Source organism: Microbacterium sp. SORGH_AS_0969 (assembly GCF_030818255.1).
In the GTDB taxonomy this organism is placed as follows: Bacteria; Actinomycetota; Actinomycetes; order Actinomycetales; family Microbacteriaceae; genus Microbacterium.
On record NZ_JAUTAG010000001.1, the window covers coordinates 378,522 to 394,858 of the forward strand.

12 protein-coding genes and 1 pseudogene are annotated in these 16,337 nt (G+C 71.2%); 3 read left to right on the top strand and 10 right to left on the bottom strand.

Annotation, left to right across the window (positions count from 1 at the left end):
- Positions 1–4 precede the first annotated feature (4 nt).
- Positions 5–1,237, bottom strand: coding sequence for an MFS transporter (locus tag QE388_RS01660; RefSeq protein ID WP_307382489.1), 1,233 nt, complete (start codon positions 1,235–1,237; stop codon positions 5–7).
- 81 nt (positions 1,238–1,318) lie between these two features.
- Here QE388_RS01660 and QE388_RS01665 point away from each other — a divergent pair, with 81 nt between their 5' ends.
- Positions 1,319–2,188, top strand: a complete 870-nt coding sequence (locus QE388_RS01665; RefSeq protein WP_307382491.1) for a LysR family transcriptional regulator — start codon at positions 1,319–1,321, stop codon at positions 2,186–2,188.
- A 98-nt stretch (positions 2,189–2,286) separates the two neighbouring features.
- Here the strand turns inward: QE388_RS01665 and QE388_RS01670 are convergent, their stop codons facing one another.
- The 6 genes and pseudogenes from QE388_RS01670 to QE388_RS01695 all read right to left on the bottom strand — a co-directional run bounded on the left by QE388_RS01670 (position 2,287) and on the right by QE388_RS01695 (position 9,597).
- On the bottom strand, positions 2,287–4,299 hold the full coding sequence (locus tag QE388_RS01670) for a hypothetical protein (RefSeq protein ID WP_307382493.1): 2,013 nt from the start codon (positions 4,297–4,299) through the stop codon (positions 2,287–2,289).
- Between the two features lie 79 nt (positions 4,300–4,378).
- The gene (locus tag QE388_RS01675; RefSeq protein ID WP_307382494.1) at positions 4,379–5,446 is read right to left on the bottom strand and encodes a glycosidase; all 1,068 of its coding nucleotides are present in this window, start codon (positions 5,444–5,446) and stop codon (positions 4,379–4,381) included.
- A 2-nt stretch (positions 5,447–5,448) separates the two neighbouring features.
- Positions 5,449–6,277 (bottom strand): annotated as a pseudogene (locus tag QE388_RS01680) (carbohydrate ABC transporter permease).
- Positions 6,274–7,248 carry a carbohydrate ABC transporter permease gene (locus QE388_RS01685; RefSeq protein WP_307382496.1) on the bottom strand — a complete coding sequence of 325 codons (975 nt, stop codon included), beginning with the start codon at positions 7,246–7,248 and terminating at the stop codon, positions 6,274–6,276. The pseudogene QE388_RS01680 and the gene QE388_RS01685 overlap by 4 nt, the downstream one beginning before the upstream one ends.
- A gap of 1 nt (position 7,249) precedes the next feature.
- A complete protein-coding gene (locus tag QE388_RS01690) occupies positions 7,250–8,533 on the bottom strand; it encodes an extracellular solute-binding protein (protein WP_307382498.1) in 1,284 nt (427 codons plus the stop codon).
- A 38-nt stretch (positions 8,534–8,571) separates the two neighbouring features.
- Positions 8,572–9,597: a LacI family DNA-binding transcriptional regulator gene (locus tag QE388_RS01695; RefSeq protein WP_307382500.1), complete on the bottom strand. Its 1,026-nt coding sequence runs from the start codon at positions 9,595–9,597 to the stop codon at positions 8,572–8,574.
- Between the two features lie 258 nt (positions 9,598–9,855).
- On the opposite strand from QE388_RS01695, the gene QE388_RS01700 reads away from it, so the two are divergent.
- Positions 9,856–11,283, top strand: coding sequence for an NAD(P)/FAD-dependent oxidoreductase (locus tag QE388_RS01700; protein ID WP_307382501.1), 1,428 nt, complete (start codon positions 9,856–9,858; stop codon positions 11,281–11,283).
- Between the two features lie 9 nt (positions 11,284–11,292).
- A complete protein-coding gene (locus tag QE388_RS01705) occupies positions 11,293–11,808 on the top strand; it encodes a DUF1697 domain-containing protein (protein WP_307382503.1) in 516 nt (171 codons plus the stop codon).
- A gap of 639 nt (positions 11,809–12,447) precedes the next feature.
- On the opposite strand, the gene purH is transcribed toward QE388_RS01705, so the two are convergent.
- The 3 genes from purH to QE388_RS01720 are packed head-to-tail and all read right to left on the bottom strand — an operon-like array spanning position 12,448 to position 16,259.
- Positions 12,448–14,058, bottom strand: coding sequence for a bifunctional phosphoribosylaminoimidazolecarboxamide formyltransferase/IMP cyclohydrolase (purH, locus tag QE388_RS01710; RefSeq protein WP_275797428.1), 1,611 nt, complete (start codon positions 14,056–14,058; stop codon positions 12,448–12,450).
- Between the two features lie 55 nt (positions 14,059–14,113).
- Positions 14,114–14,713, bottom strand: a complete 600-nt coding sequence (gene purN, locus QE388_RS01715; RefSeq protein ID WP_307382506.1) for a phosphoribosylglycinamide formyltransferase — start codon at positions 14,711–14,713, stop codon at positions 14,114–14,116.
- 10 nt (positions 14,714–14,723) lie between these two features.
- Complete coding sequence (locus QE388_RS01720) at positions 14,724–16,259, bottom strand: DUF6350 family protein (protein WP_307382507.1); 1,536 nt, start codon at positions 16,257–16,259, stop codon at positions 14,724–14,726.
- Positions 16,260–16,337: the final 78 nt, after the last annotated feature.

Here is a 16,337-nt window from a genome sequence, read left to right on the forward strand (position 1 = left end):
TCCGTCAGGCGACCCGCGCCGTCTCGCGCAGGATGACCAGGCCGCCCCAGATCGTCAGGGCCAGCACCAGCACGACGAAGCCGAGGAACACCGGCACCAGCGGGAGTGCGAGGAGCGCGACGCCGACGGCCAGCGGCGGCACCGTCATGCCGGCGAAGGCGAGGAGGAAGACGCCCGAGGTGATCTCGCCGCGGGTGCGGGGGTCGGCGAGCGACCCGGCCGTGGCGAGGGCGCCACGGAAGAGCAGCCCGACGCCGGCTCCCGCGACGATGCCGCCGACGAGGAAGAGCGGGCCGGAGGTCAGCAGATCGGCGGCACCGAGGCTCAGTAGACCGGCGACCATGGCGACCAGGCCCAGCCGCAACTGCGTGCGTGTCGAGCGGCCCGCGAAGACGACCTGGGACACCGCGGCGGCACCGAAGACCGAGAACGACACGGCGCCGGCGACGAGGTGGTCCGTGACGCCGAGCCGCCCGGCCAAGAACGTCGGGGCCACCGAGCCGAAGAGCCCCGTCACCGCGAAGGCAGCGAAGGCCGCGGTCCCCGCGGCCCAGTAGGCGCGTCGTCCGTCCGCGGGGATGCGGACCCGCTGCGGCCGGTAACGGAAGGAGCGGTCGACCTCGACCGTCTCGGGAACGAAGACGTAGGCGAGGCCGAGCGCGAGGAACCCGACGAGGAAGACGACGTATGGCAAAACGAGCGGCGCCGGCGTGAACTCGGCGAAGAGGCCGCCGATCAGCGGGCCGAGGGCCAGGCCACCCATGTTCGCGACACCCGCGACCGTGGCGGCGAAACCCGGGGATGCCGGGTGCGACACGCGCCGGAGGTCGGCGAGGTGCGCCGTGGCCGAGGCCGTCAGGAGTCCGATGCCGAGCCCGGCGACGAGGCGAGCGGCGATGACACTGGCGGCGTCGGCGCGCAGCACGAACACCAGGGCCGCGACGATCTCGAGCACCGTGGCCGCGAGGATGAGCGGGCGGCGACCGAGACGGTCGCTGAGGTGGCCAGCCAGGTACAGCGACACCATGACGCCGATCGAATACGCGGCGAACATCACCGTGATGAGGAACGTGGGGAAGCCGTCGCGCGCCTGATACAGCGCGTAGAGCGGCGTCGGCACCGTGTTGAAGGCCATGAGCGCGAGGAACGTGGCGGCCGTGACCCAGAACCCGGTCCGGTGAGAGAGACGCGCGGATGCCACGGGAACGGCGACCGGAAGGGTGATCGAGGAAGTCATGACCTCAGGATGCCGCGGGTAAGACATCGAGGGAAACGAACAGTTTCGATGGAAGTAATCGATTAGATCTATCATTGCGCCATGGAGACGCGCCTGCTCGAATACTTCGTCGCGGTCGCCGACGAGCGCAACGTCACGGCCGCCGCCGCCCGCCTGTTCGCCGCGCAGTCGACGGTGTCCGCGGGTCTCGCGAGCCTCGAGCGCGACCTGGGCGTGCGCCTGTTCGAGCGCTCCACCAAAGCCGTGCGCCCGACGGCCGCGGGCGAGGCGCTCCTCCCCCTCGCCCGCGCTCTGCTCACCGATCTCGACGCGCTGCGGGGAGTGGCATCCGAGTCCGGGACCGGGATCCGCGGTCTCGTGCGCATCGGCACCTTCGCCGGCCTGCGGGTCATCGACCTCCCCCGAATCCTCGCCCGCCTCCGTCGCACGCACCCGCTGGTCGATGTCCGGGTCACGGTCTCGGCGACCGGCTCGCGGGGACTCTTCGACGACCTCGATCGCGACCGCCTGGATCTGGCGCTGACGGCTCTGCCCCCGGCATCCGGTTCCGTATCGCGACCGCTCGGTTCATTCCCCTGCGTCGCCGTGCTGCCCGAGGCCCACCCGCTCGCCCTCGCCGACGGGCCGGTCGCCCTCGCCGAGCTCGCGGGCGACGACTGGATCGACGTGCTCCCGGGATTCGGCAATCGCGTGCAGCTCGACGGCGAGCTGGAGCGCCGCCGGATCGCGCGGCACATCGTGGCCGAGGTCGGCGAACTGGCGACGGTCCCGGAATACGTCGCCGCAGGGCTCGGCGTCGCGGTGATCCCCGACGTGGTGCCGACGACCGGATGCCGCGTCCGTCCCGTTGCGGACGACCTCCCGCCGTGGATCGTCTCGCTGACGGTCGCCGCCGCAGCCGTGCGCCGCCGACACGTGCAGGCGGTGGTGGAGGCGATCCACGCCGCGTGATGAGGCATCCGGGGTCGGGGCGCATCCGTCCGTTCGGGGCGTGAACATCGCGCCCCGAACGGACGATCACGCCCCGAACGCCTCACGAGCAGGAAGCGTCAGCGCTCCGCAATCGCGAACCCGCCGGAGGGCAGGACCACCGTGGTCTCACCGTCGAACGCGGTCGTGCGAAGCAGCGCACCGCGGGCGTCGTAGACGCGCACCGTTCCGCCTCCCGAGACGGTCGTGCGCTGCGCCCCCGGCGCGCTCGACTGCACGAGCTCGCTGCGGCTTCCGGCACCCTCGAGCACGAGGCGCGACACGAACGGCCGCACGATGAGCCCGTCAAGCACGAGGTCGCCGCGCTGCGCCGCGACGTTCAGCTCCGTCTGCCGCTCGGACACGGGGGCGGTGAGCGCGTGCGGCAGCAGCGCGCCGGGCGTCGGCGAGATGCCCTGCGCGGGGCCGGTGATCTTCAGCGCCCCGTTCCCGCGCCAGCGCGAGAGCGACTGCTCCCCCGGCTGCGAGAACACGACCGGCTCGACCCAGCGCTTCGTGTCGGCGGAACCGATGTCCCACGTCGCGCTCTGTCCGGGCTTCAGGGTGAGAGCGTCGCCCAACCAGCTCGACTCGCCCGTCCACGACGTCGGCGTCGACACGGTGCCGTCGGTGGAACTGGCATCCTCCGCCTGGACGAACGTCAGGCCGACGCGGTCGGTGACGGACGTGAGGGCCGTCGCACGCGCGGCCACATCGGGGTGCGCGTCGAGGGCGAGCGCGGTCAAGAGCCCGTGGATGGTCGACTCCGCGCCGCTGTTCCGGTTCACGGTCCCGTCGGGCTGGAGGCCGTCGAAGGTCACACCGGTCGACGGGTCGTACATCCGGGCTCCGGCGTGGTTCGCGCCGAAGAACCACGCGGCTTGCAGTCCCGCGAGCTCGGCGAATGCCGACGATCCGGTCGTGTCGGCCAGGGCGAGCAGCGACTGCACGCGCGAGTCCGCACCGTACGCGATCTGGACGCGATCGGTGGGGCTCGGGAACCAGCCGTTGTCCGGCCCTCCCGCTGTCAGCAGCGTGGTGGTGAAGCTCGTGGCATCCGTGATCGCCGGGGCGACGAGCGCATCGTCGCCGAAGAGGTCTCCCGCCTCGGCGAGGGCCGCGGGCATCTGCGAACCCCACGCGTGCCACATCGCGGGCGATTGCGCCCACGGCAGGATCGCGCCGTACGGCCACTGACGGGTGTCCCCGGATGCCATGGCCGCGATGCCCTCGGCGAGCTGTCGCGCCGCCGCGGCAGAGGTGTCGTCACCGGCGCGCACCGCCGCGGTCAGGCCGAGGACGGCCTCGGCCGAGGCATCCGCCCCGTCGACGATGAGCCACGCGGGCACGCGCATGCCGTCCGCCTCGGTGTACTGACCGTACTTCGACAGCACGTCGCGTTCGATCGCGCCGCGTGAGAGCGCGAGACGGTCCTTGAGGAACGCGGCGAAAGCGGGGTCGTCGTCGACGAAGGCCGCGTACCCTTCGCCCAGCGCCCAGACCGTGCGCGCCGTCCAATAGCTCGGGCCCGAGTCGGACGGGTCGGGCAGCTCGACGGGCTCGGCGGACGGGTTGAGCTCGCCGTCCGGCTGCATCCAGAGCACGACGTTGCCGGCCGAGGGGCCGTCCGTCGTCTGGTGGTACGCGACCGTCCGCAACAGCTCGTAGGCCTTGTGCCGACTGTCTGCGTCTCCGGTCTGCTTCCAGTGCCGGAGGTAGACGACGGCGGCGCGGGTGTTGTCGTCGGCGTTGAAAGCACCCTGACCCCAGTGACCGCTCGCGGCGTCGAGCGGACCTCCGCCGACGCGCTCGAAGGTGCCGCCGTCGCGGGCATCGGCATACGTCCACGGAGCGAGGAGGGTCGGCTCCTCGGCCTGACGGTAGGTCGAATGGCCCTCGACGCCCGTGGGAGGGATGGCCTCGTCGAGGAGGAAGTCGAGATGGGCGAGGTTCGTCAGCGGCGCGGCCGGGGCGACCTCGGCCGTGGCGGTGGACGAGGTCGCGAGGGCCGACGCCGGACCCGCGGTGACTGGCACGGCCAGGGCGACGGCAGCGACAGCCGCCGAGATGCGCGCACTCCATCGTGCGTTCATGGGAGGGGGATCCTTTCGATGGGGGGTGGATGCCGCACGCCGCGCCCGAGCGGTGGGGCTCGGACGCGGCGCGGCGGCGTCAGTCGGTGCGCTCGAGCAGGGCGACGCCGATCTTCGAGTCGGCCATGCCGTAGAACACGAAGTGTCGGCCGTCGATCTCCTCGATCGCGGTCGGGAAGACCACGTTGGGCACGATGCCGCTGCGCTCGTCGTCGGTCTCGGGGGCCAGCAGCGGCTCGGGCGTCCGGGCGATCACGCGGCTCGGGTCATCGGCATCCAGGATCAGGGCACCCGCGGCGTAGTTGACCTTCTGCTGCTGCGAGAACGCGCTGTCGATCACGCCGGTCACGCCGTGGTGCAGCACGAGCCAGCCCTCGGGGATCCGCAGCGGGGGCGGTCCCCCGCCGATCTTCACGGCCTCGAACGGGAACGCGGGACCCGCGACGAACCGGTGCTGTTCCCACAGCGCGAGGTTCGCGAGGTCCTCGCGGACGGATGCCACGGGCACGTAGCTGATCCAGATGGACTGCCGCTCGTCCTCGACGCCGGCCGGCACCCGCACGCCCTGCCCGGGCTTGGTCTCGCCGAGGTCCCACATGGGGCGGTGCAGCACCGCGAACGCCTCGCTGCCGTCGGGGGCCGTGACCGTCTCGGGGAAGAAGACCGTGTCCTTGTTGTGGAACAGGTTCAGGTCCATGTCGAGGTCGTCCTGGTAGCGGAACAGCACGGGTCCGAGCCGCCGCCAGTCGCGCAGGTCCTCGGAGACGGCGACGGCGGTGCGCGGGCCCAGGGGGCCATAGGCGACGTACGTCATGACGTGCAGGCCCAGCGCCTCGATCCAGGTCGTGCGCGGGTCTTCGGTTCCGGCGTTATCGGCACCGCGCTCCCACCCGCGGTCGGGCTGGAGCACCACGCCCTCGCGTTCCACGGCGACGGGCACACCGTCCTCGACGACGACGCGGGCGAGGCCCACGCGCGAGACGTTGCCCTCGGCGACCAGGCGCGGCAGCAGGTACAGCTCACCGTCGGGGCCGCGACCCGAGGCCGGGTTGAGCACCCCCTCGGCTTCGTCGATGTTGCCGGGCTCGGGGGTCATCACCACACCCACACGTGTGAGGCGGTAGGGGACGGGGGATTCGGGGGTCATTGTCATCCTTTCACTCCGGATCCGAGGTCGTTGGAGGTGAAGTAGCGCTGGAAGATCAGGAACAGCGCCACCGCGGGGGCGGCGAGCACGACGGCGCCGGCCATCATCGCGCCGAAGGGGTTGGTGGTGGAGGCGGCGATCGTGGAGATGAAGTTCGCCAGCGACACCGCGAGCGGCTGCATCGTGGAGTCCTTCGTGATGAGGAAGGGCCACAGGAACTCGTTCCACGGACCGATGAAGGTCAGCAGCACCGCGGTCAGCAGAGCCGGCCGCACGAGCGGCAGCGCGACGCTCCACAGCAGCCGGAACTCATTGGCCCCGTCGATCCGGGCGGCGTCGAACAGCTCCCTGGGGAGCTGCAGGAAGTACTGCCGGAAGATCACGACCGCCGTGGAGTTGATGAAGAACGGCAGGATCATGCCGAGGTAGCTGTCGCTCAACCCGTAGTCGCGGGCGATCATGACGTACAGCGGGATCATGAGCAGCTGAAACGGGATCACCTGCACCAGCAGCACGAGCGCGAAGGTCGCGGACCGCGCCGCGCCATTTCAGCACCGCCAGCGCGTACCCGGCGAGCACCCCGAACACGATCGTGCCGAGGATCACTCCCCCGGTGAAGATCCCCGAGTTGACCAAGCCCTTCAGCAGATTGATGCGTCCGTCGATCGCCGTGTAGTTCTCCAGCGTCAGGTTCGATGGGTGCGGGAACGCCCCCGCGATCGTGGAGTCCGGGTTCGTCTGCAGCGAGCCCACGACCATGTAGTAAAAGGGGAACAGGAACGCCAGGGCGCCGAGCGTCAGGACGCCGTAGGTCACGATCTTGGTCTTCATGATTCCTCCCTCCCCACGAAACGGCGTTGGAGCGCCGCGATGATCAGCACGAAGATGATCAGCACCACCCCGATGGCCGCGGCGACGTCGGGGTTCTGCTGCTCGATGCCCTTCTGGTAGATGAGGAGCACGGGCGACGTCGACGCCCCGTTGGGGCCGCCGCCGTTGGTGAGCAGGTACGGCTCGGTGAAGAGGTTCGCGCCGGTGATCGTCGCCAGCAGCACGACGAGGAAGGTCGCCGGGCGCACGCCCGGGACGGTCACCGAGAAGAACTGCCGCAGGCGTCCGCCGCCGTCCACCGCGACCGATTCGTACAGCTCGCGCTGCACGTTCTGGAGGGCGGCGAGGTACAGCAGGATGTAGAACCCAAGCCCCTTCCACGTCACGAAAAGCGCGATCGTCGGCATCGCCAGCGCCGAGTTGACCAGCCACGACGGGTTCGGCGCGAGCGGCCCGAGGGCGTTGTTGATCAGCCCGTCGTTCGAGAACAGGAAGAGCCACACTGCGACCACGGCGACGGATGCCGTGACGTAGGGCACGTAGAACGCGACCCGGAAGAACGCGCGGGCGCGCACCACGCGGTCCAGCGCCGTGGCCAGCACGATCGACAGCACGACCGTCAGCGGGACGTTGATGAGCAGGAAGATCCCGACGTTGCCGAACGATCGCCACACGGCCGGATCGCTCAGGGCCGTGACGTAGTTGTCGAGCCCGACGAACGGCCGCGCGACGTTCGCGCCCGGGGCGGTGAAGAAGTAGTCGTGGAACGACATCCACACCGCGAACACGATGGGGTACGCGAAGACGACCGCGATGAAGATCAGGTACGGAGCGGAGAACAGGATGCCGAGCGGCTGCGCTCCGAGGAGGCGACGTCGCTTCTTCCCGGCATCCCCCGCTCCCCCCGCACGACCGGACCGCCCGGGGTCGCCCCCGGTCCGTCCGGGCGTGCGGGTGAGATCGACGGTCATGTCACTTCCCCGCCGCGAGCTGGTCGATCTGGGTCTGGGCGTTGGAGAGGAAGGTGTTCACGTCCTCTTCGCCGAAGATGACCGAGGTGGAGTACTCGTCGCGGAACGCCTGCCAGATTTCGACCGAGCTGACGACGTTCGGCACCTCGACGGTGCGCGCGGCCTGGTCGCCGAACTGCTGGTACGCCGGGTTGGCGCTGAAGTAGTCGGCGTAGGTGGTGGTCAGGTCGGTGCGGAGCGGCATCTGACCCGTCTCTTCGAGCCACTTCCCGTCCTGCTCCTGGCTGGTGGCGAACTTCAGCACCTCCCACGCGGTGCCCTTGTTCTGGCACGCGGTGAAGAGGCCGACGTTCTTCGCGTCGCTGAAGGTCCACGTCTGATCGGCCGCGGTGCCCTTCTCGGTGGGGACGGGCACGGCGCCCCAGTTGACCTTGTCCTTGTAGACCGACACGGCCCACGGCCCGACGATCGCCATCGCGGCCTTGCCGTCGGCGAACGCGTCGCCCTGGTACTGCTCGTTGCCGGCGAGCTTGTCGGTGTAGATCGTGCGCCAGAAGTTCGCGACGGCCTCACCATCGGCGTCGTTGAAGGTGGCCTTGCCGTCCTCGACGAGCTGCTTGCCGCCGGTCTGCGCGGCGTACAGCGGGTAGAAGTCGAACCACGACTGGAAGAACTCGCTCGTGGGCGCCGGGTTGATGGCGTAGTCCGAGACGCCCGCCGCCTTCAGCTTCTGCGAGGTGGCGAGGAACTCGTCGTACGTCGACAGCTGCGGCTTCTCGGGGTCGAGACCGGCCTTGGCGAACAGGTCCTTGTTGTAGAAGATCATCACCGGGTTGCTCTTCCACGGCAGCTGGTAGAAGCCGCCGTCGTCGGAGCGGTACTGGTCGGCGAGGTCGCCGCTGCGCTCGGTGATGTACTGCTCGCCGTCGGGGAAGTCCGACAGGTTCACGAGGCCGCCCTGGCGCTGGAACCCGGGCACGGCAGCGGGCGAGGTGTTGAAGACCAGGCAGGGGGCGTTGCCGGCGGTGATCGCCGCGCCGATGACCTCTTCACTGGAGGACCCCGCGGGGATCTCCTGCGCCGTGATCTGCTCGTCGGGGTGGTCGGCGTTCCAGGCCTCGACCATCTGCTGGCCCCACGCGATCTCCGCGGAGTTGTTCGAGTACCAGATGGTGATGGGGCCTTTGGCATCCATTCCGGATGTTCCGCCGCCGCCTCCGCTGCACGCGGAGAGGGCGAGGATGCCGGTGGCGGCTACTGCTGTGGCGAGAATGCGTCGTCGCATGTCTTCCTCCTTGTGGGGCGGGCGGGGGCCCGCGGGTGTCAGCTTCGGGTCGGCGGCGCGGTGGAGTCGCGCACCTGCAGACCGGGGTCGGCGAGGGTCTGGGCCTCCGCGGCGGCTCCGCCGATCGCGGCGAGCAGAGCGCGGGCCGCGGCCGCTCCCCAGCCCCGCGCGTCGGTGGAGACGCTCGTGAGGGCGGGGAACAGGTGCCGGCCGAGTTCGGTGTCGTCAAACCCGGTGATCGAGAGGTCGCGGGGCACCGACAGGCCGCGGCGCTGCGCCGTGCCGAGCCCCGCGACGGCCATGTTGTCGTTCGAGTACACGATCGCCGTGGGCGTGACCTCGGCGTCGAGCAGGGCCGTGGTGGCCCGCGCCCCGTCGGCGGCGCTGAAGTCCGTCTCGACGACACGGGCCCGGATGCCGCGCGCTCGCGCCGCGGCCTCGAACGCCGCGGCGCGGTGGCGTCCGTGCAGCATCGCGAAGGGTCCCGCGACGTGGGCGATGTCGGTGTGCCCGAGGTCGGCGAGGTGGTCGACGGCGAGGCGGATGCCGGCGCCGTCGTCGACCGAGACCGAGGTGAAGGGGCTGTCGACGTCGGGGACGCCGAGGGTGACGGCCGCGATACCGAGGCTCGCGACGAGGTCGATCCGCGGATCGTCGGCTCGGAGGTCGGAGAGGATCACGCCGTCGACGCGACGGTCGGCCGCGAGTCCGCGGTAGGTCTCCTCTTCGTGACGGCCCGGAGTGGCGGCCGCGAGCACGAGGACCTGTCCCGAGACGGAGAACTCGTCCTCGACGCCCGCGATGAACGAGGGGAAGAACGGATCGGCGGCGATGACGTCGGGGCTGCGGCCGATGACCAGGCCGCACGCGAAGGCGCGGCCGACGCTGAGCGACCGCGCCCGCAGGCTCGGGCTCCACCCCATCTCGGCGGCGACGGAGAGGATGCGGTCACGTGTGTCGGGGGCGACGCCGGCGCGGCCGTTCAGCGCGAACGACACGAGGCCCTTGCTGACGCCGGCGCGGCGCGCGACGTCGGCGATGGTGGGTCGCGTCTCGTTCGTCATGGTGCACCTCGTCGTGGCATCTGTCGACCTAAACCGGTTCAGTGGGATCGAGACTAAACCGGTTCAGGTCGAACGTCAAGCCCTCGCCGCTCGCGACGCGCGGCGGTGCACCCTCGGTTGATTCGGGTTGGGGCGCATTCCTCCGTGCGGGGCGCGGCTTCGCGCGCGCCGCACGGGAACTCGCGCCCCGAACCTCAGCCTCGCGCGCCCGTGCCGCAACCCCTCCCCGATGTCGGAGGCCCTCGATAGCGTGAGGACATGAGCGAACGCGAGTACGACCTCATCGTCATCGGAGCCGGCCCCGTCGGAGAGAACGTCGCCGACCGCGCCGTGCAGGCGGGGCTCACCGCCGTGATCGTCGAATCCGAGCTGGTCGGCGGCGAGTGCTCCTACTGGGCGTGCATGCCGTCGAAGGCGCTGCTGCGCAGTGGAGCTGCGCTCCGCGCCGCACGAGATGTCGACGGTTCGAAGCAGGCCGTCACCGGCGACCTCGACGTCGCCGCTGTCCTTCGTCGCCGCGACACGATGACGAGTAATTGGGACGACGCCGGTCAGGTCTCGTGGCTCGAGGGTGCGGGCATCGAGCTCGTGCGCGGCCACGGCCGCCTCACCGGAGAGAAGACGGTGCGCGTCACGGCCGACGACGGCACCACCACCGACCTCGTCGCGCGCCACGCGGTCGCGGTGTGCACGGGTTCCGCGGCACTGCTTCCCGGCATCCCGGGGCTCGCCGACATCGAGCCGTGGACGAGCCGCGAGGCGACCGCGGTACAGATCGTCCCGGCCTCGCTCGCGATCCTCGGCGGCGGCGTCGTCGGCGCCGAGATGGCGACGGCCTTCGCGAGCCTCGGCGCCGAGGTCACGATCATCGCGCGCTCGGGGCTGCTGGGCGGCACCGAGCCGTTCGCCGGCGAGCTGGTCGCGGATTCGCTCCGCGAGCGCGGTGTCACGGTGAAGACGGGCGTGGATGCCACGGCCGCCCGCCGCGACGACGACGGGCGCCGCGTGCTCGAGCTGTCCGACGGCACCACCGTCACCGCCGACGAGCTTCTCGTGGCCACCGGCCGCGTTCCCCGTACCACCGACCTCGGCCTCGAGACCGTCGGGCTGGAAGAGGGGTCGTGGCTCGACGTCGACGACACCCTCCTCGTGCGGGGCTTCGACTGGTTGTACGCCGTCGGCGATGTCAACCACCGCGCGCTCCTGACCCACCAGGGCAAGTACCAGGCCCGCGCCGCGGGCGACGTGATCGCCGCGCGGGCGCAGGGTGGCGAGGTCGACGACGCCCCGTGGGGCGCTCATGTCGCCACCGCCGACCACGACGCGGTGCCGCAGGTGACGTTCACCGATCCCGAGGTGGCATCCGTCGGTCTCACCGCCGCCGCCGCCGAGAAGCGCGGGCTGAACGTGAAGGTGCTCGACTACGACCTGGCGCACGTCGCGGGCTCCAGCGAGCAGTCCGACGCGTACGTCGGCAAGGCCCGCGTGATCGTCGACCTCGACCGTGGCGTTCTCGTCGGGGCGACGTTCGTCGGTCCCGACATCGCCGAGCTGTTGCACTCCGCGACGATCGCCATCGTCGGCGAAGTGCCGATCAAGCGGCTCTGGCACGCCGTGCCGTCGTACCCCACGGTCAGCGAGGTCTGGCTGCGCCTCCTCGAGACGCTCGGCCGCGACAGCGCGTAATCTGGCGCCATGCCGCGTTCCGTCGCGCTCATCCGCGGGGTCGGTGGACCCACGGCCATGAAGATGCCCGCACTGCGCGAGGTGTTGGCATCCGCGGGTCTCGGCGAGGTCGAGACGCTCCAGGTGGCGGGGAACGTCGTGCTCGATGACGGCGGCCGCTCCACCGACGAGATCGCACGGGCGATTCGGGATGCCGTGCGCGCAGCGTTCGGCCACGACCTTCCGGTGATCGTTCGCTCGCACGCCGAGCTCGCCGATGCGCACGCCCGGAACCCGTTCGCCGACGCGTCGGAGGGACGCTGGGTGCAGACGGTGTTCCTCGACGCGGCACCGGTCGTCGCGCTCGAGGTGCCCGATGGCATGCCCGAGGAGGCCGTGCTCGACGGCCGCGAGGTGTTCGTGCGGTATCCCGAGGGCATCGGCGGGTCGAAGCTGCAGGCCGGTTGGTTCGAGAAGCGCCTCGGCGTCACGGGTACCGCCCGCAACGCGAACACGATCGCGAAGCTCGTCGCGCTGAGCGCCTGAGCCGCGGGGCCCCCGCGCCCCGCGCTCTACGCTCCGCACCGCCACGACCACGCATAAACGCGATCTACGCACATAAACACGCGCACCACGCGTTTATGCAAGCAAACAGCGTTTATGCCGCGGCACTCCGCCCGCGCGGCACCCCGCGCCTCATCGAGGCATCCCAGCCCGCGGCACCGAGGCGCGCCGCCAGCGCGTGCCCACTCGCACACCGACGCGGGCCCAACCCGCCACGCCCACATCCATAAACGCGATCCACGCACATAAACACGTGCCCCACGCGTTTATGCGAGCAAACGGCGTTTATGCCGCCGCAGCCCGCCCCGCAGCACCCAGCGCGCCGCCAGCGCGGCCCGCCCTCGCACCGGCCAGAGCCCCGCCAACGCATGCCCGCTCGCACACCCGCGCGCCCCCAACCCGCCATGCCCACACCCATAAACGCGATCCACGCGCATAAACACGAGCACCACGCGTTTATGCGAGCAAACGGCGTTTATGCCGCACCAGTGCGCCGCCCCGCCCCGCACCACGCCGCAACCCCGGCGCCCGCACCCCGCCGCACCACCCCACACCGCAACCCCGCCCGAAACGCACGCCGCCCCCGCAACCGAAGTCGCGGGGGCGGCGGGACAGCGCGGGTCAGTGGAAGAAGTGACGCTCCCCGGTGAAGAACATCGTGACGCCGGCGGCGCGCGCGGCGTCGATGACCTCGCCGTCGCGGACCGAGCCACCGGGCTGGATGATCGCCGAGATCCCGGCGTCGATCAGCACCTGCGGGCCGTCGGCGAAGGGGAAGAAGGCGTCGGATGCCGCGATCGAACCGCGGGCACGGTCGCCCGCGCGCTCGACGGCGAGGCGGCACGAATCCACACGGTTGACCTGCCCCATGCCGATGCCGACCGTGGCCGAAGCCTGCGCGAGCACGATCGCGTTCGACTTCACCGCGCGGCACGACTTCCACGCGAAGATCAGGCTCTCCATGTCGGCCTCGGCGGGACGCTCGCCCGAGACGAGCTCCCAGTCCTTCGCGACCGACTCGATGTCGTCGGGGAAGCGGTCGGCATCCTGCAGCAGCAGGCCACCCGAGACCAGGCGCACGTCCATGCGCTCCTGCTGCCAGTCGGTGGGCAGCTGCAGCACGCGGAGGTTCTTCTTGAGCTTAAACACCTCGAGCGCCTCGGGCTCGAAGTCGGGCGCGATGATCACCTCGGTGAAGATGTCGCGCAGGTTCTCCGCCATCTTGAGCGTCACCGTGCGGTTGGCCGCGATCACGCCGCCGAATGCCGAGACGGGGTCGCACTCGTGCGCGCGCAGGTGCGCCGAGGCGATGGGGTCGAGCGCGTTGGGCGCCGCGACGGCGATGCCGCAGGGGTTCGCGTGCTTGATGATCGCGACGGCGGGCTTGACCATGTCGAAGGCGGCACGCAGGGCGGCGTCGGCGTCGACGTAGTTGTTGTACGACATCTCCTTGCCCTGCAACTGCGTCGCCTGGGCGATGCCGTGGCCGCCGACGCGCGTGTAGATCGCGGCGCGCTGGTGCGAGTTCTCGCCGTAGCGCAGGGTCGAGAGGCGCTCGGCCTGGATCGTCAGGTGCGCGGGCAGGTCGATGTCGTCACCGAGCGTTCCCTCGGCGAACCACGTCGACACGGCGGTGTCGTACGCGGCCGTGTGCGAGAACGCGCGGGCGGCGAGCTCGCGGCGCTGCACCAGCGAGGTCCCGCCGTCGCTCTGTAGGGCCGAGATGATCGCGGGGTACGACTCGGGCGAGACGACGATGGCGACGTTGGCATGGTTCTTCGCCGAGGCGCGCACCATCGCGGGGCCGCCGATGTCGATCTGCTCCACGACGTCGTCGCCCTCGGCCCCGGATGCCACGGTCTCGACGAACGGGTAGAGGTTCACGACCACGAGCTCGAACGGCAGGATGCCGAGCTCTTCGAGCTGCGCTTCGTGACCGGCCAGGCGAAGGTCGGCGAGGAGACCCGCGTGGACGTTCGGGTGGAGCGTCTTCACGCGACCGTCGAGCGACTCGGGGAAGCCGGTCACCGCCGAGACGTCGGTGACGTCATAACCGGCCTCGCGCAGCAGCGTCGCCGAGCCGCCCGTCGAGACGATCTCGACCCCGGCCGCCGCGAGAGCGGCTCCGAGCTCGAGAAGGCCGGTCTTGTCGCTCACCGACACCAGCGCGCGGCGGATCGGGACGATGTCGCGGGGACGGTAGTCGGCGGGGTCGTGGCGGGGTCCGGCCATGGCTTCGGCTCCTGTGTCTCGTGCGGTTCGAAGAGCGGGCGACCGCCCGCGGGGATCAGGGGATGCGGGATGCCGCGGCGGCGAGGTCGAGCTCGCCCTCGGCGATACGGCGGACGACGTCGATCAGCAGACGTCGTTCGACGGGCTTGATGCGCTCGTGCAGGGCGTGCTCGTCGTCGCCGGGGAGGACGGGGATGCGCTCCTGCGCGAGGATCGGGCCCGTGTCGACGCCGGAGTCGACGACGATGACGCTCGCTCCCGTCTGGTCGACGCCCGCGGCGAGCGCGTCGCGGACACCGTGGGCACCCGGGAACTCGGGCAGGTACGCGGGGTGGGTGTTGATGATGCGCGGTTCCCACGCGGCGACGAGGTCGGCGGGAAGCAGGCGCATCATCCCGCTCAGCACGACGAGGTCGGGGTTCCAGACCGCCAGCTGTGCCCCCAGTTCCGCTCCCCACTCCTCGCGCGAGTCGAACGCGCTGAAGGGGACGAGGAATGTGGGGATGCCGAAGTGCTCGGCGTGCGCGAAGCCGTCGGCCTCGCGATCCGCACCGACCGCGACCACGCGCGCCGGGAAGTCGGGGGCGGCAGCCGCCTCGAGCAGGGCGCGGAGGTTCGAGCCGGTGCCGGAGATGAGAACGGCGACCGTGAGCACGGAGGCCAGTCTACGCAGGTGCGTCCGAGCCCGCCGAGCGCGTGACGCTCAGCCCCGCCCCGCCGAACCGCCGTCGTCGGGCTTCGCCCACGCCGCGCGGATGCGCGCGCGCACCTCGTCGTCGCTGAGCTCGCCCGCCGGGTCGGTCTCGCCGGGGGCGCGATACGAACTCGGCCAGACGTCGTGGGCGATCCCGGCGCCCGGTGCCGACACGGTGGGGGCGGGCCCGGTGGCGTGCTCGTCGCGGTCGAACGGCGCGTGCGCGCGCGGGGGTGAACGAGAACGCGGGCGCCTCGTCACGCGTTTCCTCGTGCGGGCGCGGCGTGGTGTCGTCGTCGACCGCCGGACCGAAGCGCGGGCTCAGCAGCAGGATCGCGAGGCCGACCAGCACCTCGAGGCCGAGGGCCAGGGCGAGCGGGCCCGGCTCCGGGCCGGTGTGGGCCAGACGCCCCGGGCCGATCGCTCCCGTCGACGCCACCGCAATGAGCGCGCCCACACCGCCGGTGAGCGCCGCGACGACGATCGCGAGGACCAGACGCGGACCGACCGGTTCGGGGTCGGTGGTCAGCGGCATCCGGGATCGAAGGATCCACCCGGTCAACGCGCCGATGCCGACGGGGAGCAGCACCAGCAGGAGCAACCACGGCGAGGTCGTGTCGGGGATCGCCCCGAGCACCGGGATGCCGGGGAGCGCGCCGACCTGTGTGGCGGCGGGGGTGACCGCGGTGTCGGTGCCGACCGCGAACCCCGGTCCGGCGATGAACGCCACCGCCCACAGCACGAGCGTCGGGAGGTACATGAGCTGGCAGAGGGCGATGACGGTGGCGCCGATGGCATCCGCGTTGCTCGCCTGGTAGATGCCGATGACCTGGGTCGAGCGCGCGATGAGTCCCGCGACGACGACGACACCGCCGGCGCCGACGAGTCCCAGCGTGGTGAGGGCAAGGCCCCGCAGAGCGAGCGGCGGCACGCTCGCCCATGCTCCCGGCAGACGCGACAGCTGACCGCGCAGCGCGTCGATCGGCCCGTCGTCGCCGACGCGCCAGGCCCCGACGATCGCGCCGAGCAGAGAGGGGACGAAGAACAGCAGCGAGGGCAGCAGGATCGCCAGCCAGGTCTCGGATGCCACGAGCGCGGCGTTGCCGGTCAGCGCGACGACGCTCGCGATCGCGGCGAAGACCAGCGAGCCCGAGAGCCATCCCGTGATCCCGGCCCCGGCTTCCGCGGCGCGAACGCCCGAGCGCGCGGCGAAGAGCGCGGTGAACGCGGCGAAGGCCAGCGGAGCGAGCGACAGGGTGAAGCTCGCGAGCGAGGGGTCGATGCCGGTGGCCGCGAGGTAGGTGTCGGGGAGGGTCACCGCGAGCGGCACGAGGTGCCCGAGGTGCCAGATGGCGGCCGTCGCGGGCCACAGCGCACTCCAGTCGGGGTTGCCGCCGAGACCCGCCACCCAGAGCAGGGCGAGCGGGGCGAGCACGACGGCGATACCGCCCGCGGCGGCCAGGACGGCGTCGAGAGCGGCCAGAAGGGCGACGAGAAGGCGATGCATGGGCGTGAGAGACCCTACCCGCGCTCCCCCAGCGCTCCCCTCAGGCGCGGCGGCGAGCGCCCGAGACCAGGTCGCGAC